This window comes from Acinetobacter sp. YH12201 (assembly GCF_013418145.1).
GTDB lineage: Bacteria > Pseudomonadota > Gammaproteobacteria > Pseudomonadales > Moraxellaceae > Acinetobacter.
This window is the reverse complement of sequence record NZ_VPCP01000097.1, coordinates 1-9,306: the sequence shown is the minus strand read 5'-3', so window position 1 is coordinate 9,306 and position 9,306 is coordinate 1. Positions and strand designations below refer to the sequence as shown.

Below are 9,306 nucleotides of genomic sequence, written 5' to 3'. Positions count from 1 at the left end.
TCATGAAATACGGTATTCTGATGTGACAAAACCTGAATCCTGGTCGTTAAAGTGTTTGTTTGCACTCATATTTTAACTGTTAGGACTCAGGTTTTTTTATTTAAAGCAAACTATGGGACAGCAGTGCCATTCAGGGGCTTTTTTTATGACTTTAGCAAATGGAACACAACGTGATTGCAAGGCTGGGCTTCGGTTCTCAATCCTATTGTTAGCATGGATGAGTCTCTCTTTTATCAAACATAAATCTGGCAAAGAAGAGGGCGACTTTTATCATTTTTCTACAAATGTTTCACTTGCAGCTTCAAGCATTCATGCTAAGTTGATTAAAAGAAACATAAAAAATTCAGGCATAAAAAAGCAATATTTTGGAGCAGTACATGCAGGCGATTATGGATGTGTGGAAGGTATTTCGCGTATTGCCTTCAGCTTGGCTACTTTTATTACAATTTATTATTTTAATTCTGTCGGTTGCCGTCAATTACAGCACGCCTTACCGTACGCTTAGCTGGCTACTGGGGGTGCTGGTTTTACTGGTGATTGCCAAAGTCATTCGGCAAACACCGATGTTTACCATTTTGGGCTTAAGTTTTGTCAGTGGTGCCGTGATTTTTTCTTCCCTGATTATATTAGGTATAAAAAATCCATGGCTACAAGTCATTGCCCATGGTTTTGAAGCCGCAGCTTACTTTAGCGCGGCCTATGGTTTGTTGCGTTATATGTTTGAAGACCGCTATTTAACCCGAGATGAACTGTTTGCTGCAGGTGCGGTATTTACGTTGCTGGCCTGGGCATTTGCTTTTTTATATAACGTTTGCCAGCTGCTGGTACCGGGAAGCTTTCAGAATCCCAATGTTGCAGGTTTACAAAGCTGGCTTGATTTATTGTTTTTGAGTTTTAGTTTGCAGTCTGCAACCGGCTTATCGGATTTAATGCCCATAAGTGCCCCCGCACGGGTACTGGCACTACTGCAAATGTTTTCCGGGGTTATGTATCTGGCCCTCATTGTTTCACGCTTGATTGCCTTGCAATATATTGCCCATTTACCCAAGCATTCTAAAGATAAAGACCAATAAAAAGGACGCATAAAGCGTCCTTTTTTGAATTCTTTTTCTAATTAAAAATTAGAAACGGAATTTAGCGTTTACGCCAACAGTTTGTGTATCAAGCGCAAGTTGTTCAGCATTCGCATTTACGTAAGAAGCGCCCACTGCAACGGCAGGAGTGATGAAGTAATTTACGTTTGCACCCCAAGCTGAGTCTGGTGTACCAGCAAAGCTAGATTCAGCATAAGAAGCACCAACGCTTAACTTAGGCGTAACGAAAAGAGTTGTACCTAGGTTATAAGCAGTGTCGTCACCGTAAACTAAACCAGATTCAAAACCGATTGCCATGTTGGTTCCGTCAATAGCACCAACATATTTGGTACGTGCAGTAATTGCATCTTGATCTTCACCGATCGTAGCAGTTTCACCAACTGATTTAACAACGCCATTAGCCATAACATTGAATGCATCAAGAGCAGTTTGATCAGCAACGCTTGTATAACCTACTGCAACCAAGAAATTAGGCGCAGCAAATGCACCAAGTTCTAAGGCATAACGGTCGCCTTGATCATCAGTGGCGTTGTTATTTTTGCTGTCTAAAATTGTGTGGCTATAAGAAGCGCTAGCATATACAGGTACAACTTGAGTTGGCACATAAGCTTCAGCTTTAACGCCATAGTTATGAGCGATAACGTCGATATCGTCTGAACCTAACTCGCCGTAATTATAAGCAACAGATACGTTAGATGCTTGGTTTAAGAAAGCTGCTTCAGCCAATGGGCCTTTAGAAGAGTCAACATCTTTAAGGTAATAAGTACCTTGCAAACCACCGGTGAAATCTTTGTCATTTGCTGTGGTGTCGATGTATTCAGACTGACCTTGTACTTCTACTTGATATGCTTGAGCACCGGTCATGGCTAATAATAAAGCAGTGGCTAAACCGAGTTTTTTCATATTAATTTCCAATTCTATTTTCTATTGCAGGTGAATTAAACTACTTTTATTGTATTGTAACAAAACATTAAGTCAATGAACTAAAAGAACATTATTTTGTTGTTTTTTTGTTATACATAATGTAATTGGTTGAAAAAAGTACGATTAAACTGTGTCAGGTCAACTTGAAAAATTTGTTTTTAGAACAAATGAATATGAACATTTTTAAAACTTATTTTTTCAGAAATATGCAAAAAATAAGGACTTTGTATAATGTTAAATTGGATTAAATTTAAAAATTAATTGTAAAATCCAATTGAAATATACTTTATTGCATGATCTGTATGGCATTTTAAGGCTATTCATTTGATTCTAATAATAAAATTCACCTAAAACGGGATGGGGTTGGTTGAAAAATGCACAAATTGTAATTTATTTAGTGCAAATATCGTGCTGTTGTGATGAATTTTAAATCTTACTGTTTTGATAGGCTTTACTTTTATAACGGTTTTTACGATAATGTATCTATCAATTCATACTACATTGCAATAATGTGATGATGATCTGATTCTCCATAAACAAGTTTTTGTTTTATATGCCCAACTTTCCCCAAGGTTGGTTTTTTTTTTATGTCAGAAAAATATTGCAGTTGGCTGCGAAATAAGAACAGGCAATAAAAATGGAAGCATAATCATATTAATAGCAAAACTTATTTTTAGTCATTAGAGAGTGAATCCTTAAGTAGAAACCCTAGGATTAACTTTTATTGCACCAATATGGTGCTTAATGTGGAGCGGGAATTAGATTTTTCTTGAAATTTAAGTATAAAAAACCCCAATTTTCAAAGAAAACTGGGGTTTTTCGCCAAAATCTTCGGAAAAATTAAAAAATCTGCTGAGAATATATTTAATTTGCCCTAATGAGGTGCATTATGCACTTATTTGTGGCATGTGTAAATATTTTCTTATCATGCAAGTAGCAATATTTAGATAAGCAGGTAATTTAAACAATATAAATTGGGGGCTTCCTAGAAATAGTCCTGCATTATTTTGTCGAGATCTTTAAGGGAAACAGGATTTTCTATTTAAGCGGCTTGCTTAACTGCAATTTATAGATATGCAAAATTTTTAATTGCACTCAATGAAAAGCAGTTTGCTACTATTGGGGGAAAGAATAAAAATTGAGTTGAAACCCTACAGATATGCACTGGATCTTAAAGCTTTATTAAAGAATTTAGATTTTTTTTAACTTTTATTTTAAAAAATATTATAAGTGGTTGATAGAATGCAGATATTTAAAAATATTGATTAATTTTTAACTCTTTTTAGATCAAAATCGTGTAATATATTTATATATAATTTGAGTATGATCACAGGTCATTTGGTGTGTATGGTGAGTAATTAATTTATGTATAAATTACGCTCGGAACATATCAGCCGGCGGCTGTTTTGGTCGATGATCATTATCGCACTGTCTCTTTTGTTTTTATCTGTTCCCTTAATTGTCAGTAGTTATCAGAGCTATCAGAAAGCAGATCGTGCCTTAACTGAAATTTCTGCGCTTCGTGCTGTAGCTGATTTAGCCAATAAAATTTCCCGTGAACGGGCACCTGCTAATAAGGTGATGTCGAGTAGTGCCGATGAACTCGAAGAAAATATAAAAGAATTAGAAGCTTACCGGAAAGAAGTAGATCTGCAGATTGAGCAGACAAGTGTAATTTTAGCTACGGCAGGTTTTTCTGTTCAGGCTCAAGCCTTATCTTCTCATGTAAAAGGGGCTTTGGCTCAAGGTCGTCATGCGGTCGATGTTTATAGTGCCTTGCCGCGATCTGAACGGAGTGCAAGACAGCTGGATCAGGCGATTCAGCAAATGTTTAAGGCATGGGATAGTTGTAAAGCAATTATAGAAAATGTATTGGTACATTCTGAAGCTGAAGGAACTTCAGTCTCAGACTACTATACGCTGATTTTAATTTTGGCTGATTTACGTGATCAGGCTGGTCGAACTGCCTCTAATATTATGGCAGCGGTGACTTTTAATGAAAAAATCCCCGAAGATAACTTGGCGCGGTCATTGCAGACGCAACATCAGGCCCATTATTTATGGGCTTTAGTGAATACCATACAGCCTGCGCAGGATAAAACCCCAGAATATCTAGCTTTACATCAGCAGGTAAAAGCACAGTTTTTAGATCAAGGTATTCCAATAGTTACTCGCCTGATGAATGAAAGTATCCGTAATCAGGCCTATTCATTGACCGGTACGCAACTCACAGAAGCAATGGTTGATAAATTCCTGACAGTAGTCAATTTGCAAAGCTATATTCTGGATTACAGTGTTACGGTCGCTCAAACCCAGAAGAAACAAGCCCAGCAAAAACTGATTTTAACTTTACTGGTGGCACTGATCTGTTTGGTTGCGGTTTCTTTTACCATGATCTATGCGCGCAATCATGTTTTTATACCGTTACTTAAAGCCAGAAATACCATTCTTCGACTGGCACAGCATCAGGTTATAGAGAGTAAACAGACACCATTATCTGCTAAGCCAATCACCTTATTAGACGCCCTTAAAGAATTAAAGCGGGTACTACAGCAGCGTGACGCACTGGAATTTCAGCTCAGAAATATTGCCAATACGGATAATTTGACGGGTGTATCTAACCGTTTGGCTTTAGAGGAATATATCCGTTATCTGGAGAATAAGCCGAATCAGTTCAAGCACACTGGCTTAATCATTATTGATATCGATGACTTTAAGCATGTGAATGATACTTTTGGGCATATTGTCGGTGATGAAGTCATTAAACTGATTGCAGAAAAATTGCAATTGAATGTAAGAGCTTCGGATTTAATTGTTCGTTATGGTGGTGATGAATTTTTGGTTTTAATCGAGCACATTAATTTTCCGGAGGCTTGGGCTATTGCCAATAAAATTCTTCAGGAGATTGGCAGATCTGAACTGTATATTGCTGAATTAAACCAGAATATTCGTATTTCTGTTAGTGCTGGAGTAGTGGTAGGGGGAGCATCGTGGATGTCACTACTGGAAAAAGCCGACAAATCATTATTTCAGGCTAAGGCAAATGGTAAAAATAAAGTGGCGGGGTGATCTAGTACAAATAAAAACCACCCTCACTATTTTAAATCTCCCAATCATCTAATGGTCGATTTAAGTTATTAGCTTCTACAGGTGCCCAAGAAACTAACTTTTCCCATAGTTTAGTATCGAATCTATCATCCAAATATGTATATCTTAATATTCTGATCAGCTCTGAACGATATCCTTTACCTCCAAACTTATTTTCTAGATCATAAAACGAGTATAGGTTTCCCTTGAGCCATTCTTCATCAATATAGTTAACAATTTTATTTATTTGCTCTGATGTAATTTTATAACAAGATATAAAAGGATCTTTGTCTCCTTCATGTTGAAAAAAAGGGAATAAATCATTTGCTATCGCATAAATATAGGATTGTGAAAAGCCAATTTTTTCTCCATAAATTCTATAATTCATAGTAATACTTAGTTTTCTATTTTCGTACAAAGCTTGGATTAGTTGCTCATTAGTCACCATCTTTTACGACTCCATCTATATTTCTTAAAATTTCATTGATTTGACTAACTATGCTTTGAATAGCTAATTGGATAGTTTGGACATCAGCATTAATATCGATAGTCTGAATATCCGATTGAATTTTTTTGATTTTATGTTCGTAAGGGTGGAAAATCACTTGACTAGAAATTTCATTTAGAAGGTGGTTAAGCTGACTTAGATGTGTATTTAATTTTGAGCCTCTATTGTTGTAATTTCGGGTATATTTTTCTGAAAGTATACTTCTAATTTCTTTTAGTCTCTGAGCATCTCTATCTAATTCTCTACGATTAATAACATTCTTAAGTTCTTGTTTTATATTTTTCGCATGTTTTTCTGCATCCAAAGCTGAATTCTTAGAGTTTTGTGAAGCTTTATATGATTTGTGAGCTTGATATATGCTAATTCCAGTTGCAATACAAGTAGCAACAACCCCAATAAAGGCTATCCAATTAAAAAAATTTTCAGGCATATCGAGTACAAAGAATAGTTATATTGGTTAATTCTTTGTACTCGATTTTTATTGTTATTTCAACAACGGCTTCAAGAACTTAGCTGTATGTGAAACTTTAGATTTCACCACTTCTTCAGGTGTACCTTCAGCAATAATCATCCCGCCACCAGCACCACCTTCAGGACCCAGGTCAATCACCCAATCCGCAGTTTTAATTACATCCAGATTATGCTCAATCACCACAATGGTATTCCCCTTGTTGCGTAGCTCATGCAGAATGTCGAGCAGCTTGGCAATATCGTGGAAATGCAGACCCGTAGTCGGCTCATCCAGTACATACAAGGTTTTACCGGTATCACGTTTTGCCAGTTCACGCGCGAGTTTGACCCGCTGTGCTTCACCACCGGAAAGGGTGGTTGCAGACTGACCTAAGCGAATATAACCTAAACCCACCTGATTCAAGGTTTCCAGACGGCGGTGAATCACCGGGATGGCCTCAAAGAAATGCATGGCATCTTCAACGGTCATTTCCAGTACGTCGGAAATGTTTTTGCCTTTATAGCCGACTTCTAACGTTTCACGGTTATAACGCTTGCCATGACAGGCATCGCAAGGCACATACATATCCGGTAAGAAATGCATAGCTACTTTAATCATGCCATCACCTTCACAGGCTTCACAGCGGCCGCCTTTCACGTTAAACGAGAAACGTCCTGCGGCATAACCGCGAGCTTTGGCTTCAGGGGTTTGGGCAAACAGTTCACGAATCGGGGTGAACAGACCCGTATAGGTTGCCGGGTTAGAACGTGGGGTACGTCCAATCGGGCTTTGGTCAATGTCCACGACTTTATCAAGGAATTGCAGACCATCAATCGAGTCAAATTTTTCTGCGGTTAACGTGGTTGCACCGTTCAATTGTGTTGCGGCCAGTGGTAACAGGGTACGGTTAATCAAGGTTGATTTACCCGAACCCGATACACCGGTGACACAAGTCATCACGCCTAAAGGAATGGTTAAATCGACATTTTGCAAGTTATGACCGGCCGCGCCCATCAGCTTGATTTGCTGTTCCGGTTTTGGCGGCTGAGTTCTGACTTTCGGTACTTCAATTTTTAACTTGCCGGACAGGTACTGACCCGTTAGCGAATTTTCATTGGCTGCCAATTCTTCATAGGTGCCTTCGGCAATGATATGGCCGCCATGCACACCCGCACCCGGACCAATATCAATAATATGGTCGGCGGCACGAATCGCATCTTCATCATGTTCAACCACCAGGACAGTATTGCCTAAGTCGCGTAAGCGCACCAGGGTTTCCAGCAGACGGTCATTATCGCGTTGATGCAAGCCGATGGATGGTTCATCCAGCACATACATCACGCCCATCAGGCCGGCACCAATTTGAGAAGCCAGACGGATACGCTGTGCTTCACCGCCAGACAAGGTTTCGGCAGAACGGGACAAACTTAGGTAATTCAAACCGACAGAGACCAGGAAGTGCAGACGTTCACGGATTTCCTTGAAAATCTTGTCGGCAATTTCGCCTTTAGCCCCTTCAAGATTTAAATCCTGATAATAGCTTTCGGCATCACCAATCGACATTTTGGTGATCTGGGCAATGGTCTTGTCTTTGACCCGGACATTGCGGGAAATTTCATTCAGACGTGAACCGCCACAGGCATCACAGGCTGCATTAGACAAATATTGTGCTAAATCATCACGGACATAGTTCGATTCTGTTTCACGGTAACGGCGTTCCAGATGCGGCAAAATACCTTCAAAAGGTTGCACCCGGTTATGTTTACGACCGCGTTCATCAACATAACTTAAATCGACTTTTTCTTTGCCGGTCCCATACAGGAATTTCTTTTTGGTCTCAGCATCCAGCTCATTCCACGGCGTATCCAGCGAAAAGCCAAAATGGGCGGCGACTTTTTCAATCATGCTGTAGTAATAAGGACGCTGTCTGTCCCAGCCACGAATCGCGCCTTGGCTAATCGAAATTTCAGTATTGGGAATCAGCTTTTCTGCACTGAAATGGCTACGCGTACCTAAACCATCACAGACCGGGCAGGCCCCAAAGGGATTGTTGAACGAGAACAGGCGTGGTTCCAGTTCGGCAACCGCACGGTCACATTCCGGACAGGAGTGTTTGGCAGAGAATACGCGCTCAGGTTGCTCGCCTTTCATCCAGGCCAAAATGGCAATATCACCGCCCAGGCGCAGCGCAGTTTCAAAGGATTCGGCAATCCGGTTACCCAAGTCATCACGTACTTTAAAACGGTCAACCACCACTTCAATGGTATGCTTTTTCTTTTTGTCCAATTCCGGTGGAGTATCAATTTCAACAATTTCACCATCCACACGCGCACGGACAAAGCCCTGACTTTGCAGCTGTTCAAACAGGTTGCTGTATTCACCTTTACGCTCACGCACCACAGGGGCCAGCAGCATCAAGGCTGTACCTTCTTCCAGACTTTTTACCGCATCGACCATTTCTGATACGGTTTGTGCCACCATCGGCAAGTCATGTTCAGGGCAATAGGGTGTGCCGACACGAGCATATAGCAGACGTAAATAGTCGTAAATTTCCGTGATTGTTCCCACAGTTGAACGCGGGTTATGGCTGGTCGATTTCTGCTCGATAGCAATGGCCGGACTTAAACCTTCAATCGAGTCGACTTCCGGTTTTTCCATTTGCGAAAGGAACTGGCGTGCATAAGCAGACAGTGATTCCACATAACGGCGCTGACCTTCGGCATATAAGGTATCGAAGGCGAGGGATGATTTACCTGAACCCGAAAGTCCCGTAATCACCACAAACTTGTCGCGTGGAATATCGAGAGACACATTTTTCAGGTTATGGGTACGTGCACCTCGAATACGGATGTGACTTTGGCTCATGCAATGATCCTAGAAAATTCATCAAAAACCTATATATGATAGCGCATGAAAAATGTTCAAGCTGTATTAAAAAGAATTTAAACGACATTTTGTGTCGGACTGGTCAAGGATTGAAACTCAATGCATGGAAATGGTCTTTCTCTGTACCTGCAAGTCATAGATTTAGATATTGAAATTCAGTATTTCGACCGATTCACCGTTAAAATGCAAAATATCGTCTGAAAAATAAAAAACGGAAATCTCATGATTATAGGACTTACGCATTGACGGATTCAAAAAAGTATTAAAATACTTTATAAAGTATCTGTGATCAGACGAATTAAACATGCTTCTACAGCAACTTGTACATTACCCATTTATATGGGCTTTCTCATGAC

At 39.8% G+C, this 9,306-nt stretch carries 6 protein-coding genes; 2 read left to right on the top strand and 4 right to left on the bottom strand.

The window, feature by feature from the left end; translation table 11 throughout:
• The first annotated feature begins 377 nt into the window (after positions 1-377).
• A complete protein-coding gene (locus FTU91_RS14385; protein WP_086196506.1) occupies positions 378-1,073 on the top strand; it encodes an ion channel in 696 nt (231 codons plus the stop codon).
• Positions 1,074-1,121: 48 nt separating this feature from the next.
• Here the strand turns inward: FTU91_RS14385 and omp33-36 are convergent, their stop codons facing one another.
• Positions 1,122-1,997 carry a porin Omp33-36 gene (gene omp33-36 / locus FTU91_RS14380; protein WP_086196505.1) on the bottom strand — a complete coding sequence of 292 codons (876 nt, stop codon included), beginning with the start codon at positions 1,995-1,997 and terminating at the stop codon, positions 1,122-1,124.
• Positions 1,998-3,383: 1,386 nt separating this feature from the next.
• On the opposite strand from omp33-36, the gene FTU91_RS14375 reads away from it, so the two are divergent.
• Complete coding sequence (locus FTU91_RS14375; RefSeq protein WP_166170776.1) at positions 3,384-5,087, top strand: GGDEF domain-containing protein; 1,704 nt, start codon at positions 3,384-3,386, stop codon at positions 5,085-5,087.
• A 31-nt stretch (positions 5,088-5,118) separates the two neighbouring features.
• On the opposite strand, the gene FTU91_RS14370 is transcribed toward FTU91_RS14375, so the two are convergent.
• The 3 genes from FTU91_RS14370 to uvrA are packed head-to-tail and all read right to left on the bottom strand — an operon-like array spanning position 5,119 to position 8,929.
• Positions 5,119-5,553 carry a hypothetical protein gene (locus tag FTU91_RS14370; RefSeq protein WP_166170774.1) on the bottom strand — a complete coding sequence of 145 codons (435 nt, stop codon included), beginning with the start codon at positions 5,551-5,553 and terminating at the stop codon, positions 5,119-5,121.
• The gene (locus FTU91_RS14365) at positions 5,543-6,043 is read right to left on the bottom strand and encodes a hypothetical protein (protein WP_166170773.1); all 501 of its coding nucleotides are present in this window, start codon (positions 6,041-6,043) and stop codon (positions 5,543-5,545) included. The genes FTU91_RS14370 and FTU91_RS14365 overlap by 11 nt, the downstream gene beginning before the upstream one ends.
• A gap of 54 nt (positions 6,044-6,097) precedes the next feature.
• Positions 6,098-8,929 carry an excinuclease ABC subunit UvrA gene (gene uvrA, locus FTU91_RS14360; protein WP_166170771.1) on the bottom strand — a complete coding sequence of 944 codons (2,832 nt, stop codon included), beginning with the start codon at positions 8,927-8,929 and terminating at the stop codon, positions 6,098-6,100.
• Positions 8,930-9,306: the final 377 nt, after the last annotated feature.

Excerpts from the sequence above, each read along its gene's own strand:
- FTU91_RS14385 (WP_086196506.1), top strand. The coding sequence starts at position 378 with ATGCAGGCGATTATGGATGTGTGGAAGGTATTTCGCGTATTGCCTTCA.
- omp33-36 (WP_086196505.1), bottom strand. The coding sequence starts at position 1,997 with ATGAAAAAACTCGGTTTAGCCACTGCTTTATTATTAGCCATGACCGGT.
- FTU91_RS14375 (WP_166170776.1), top strand. The coding sequence starts at position 3,384 with ATGTATAAATTACGCTCGGAACATATCAGCCGGCGGCTGTTTTGGTCG.
- FTU91_RS14370 (WP_166170774.1), bottom strand. The coding sequence starts at position 5,553 with ATGGTGACTAATGAGCAACTAATCCAAGCTTTGTACGAAAATAGAAAA.
- FTU91_RS14365 (WP_166170773.1), bottom strand. The coding sequence starts at position 6,043 with ATGCCTGAAAATTTTTTTAATTGGATAGCCTTTATTGGGGTTGTTGCT.
- uvrA (WP_166170771.1), bottom strand. The coding sequence starts at position 8,929 with ATGAGCCAAAGTCACATCCGTATTCGAGGTGCACGTACCCATAACCTG.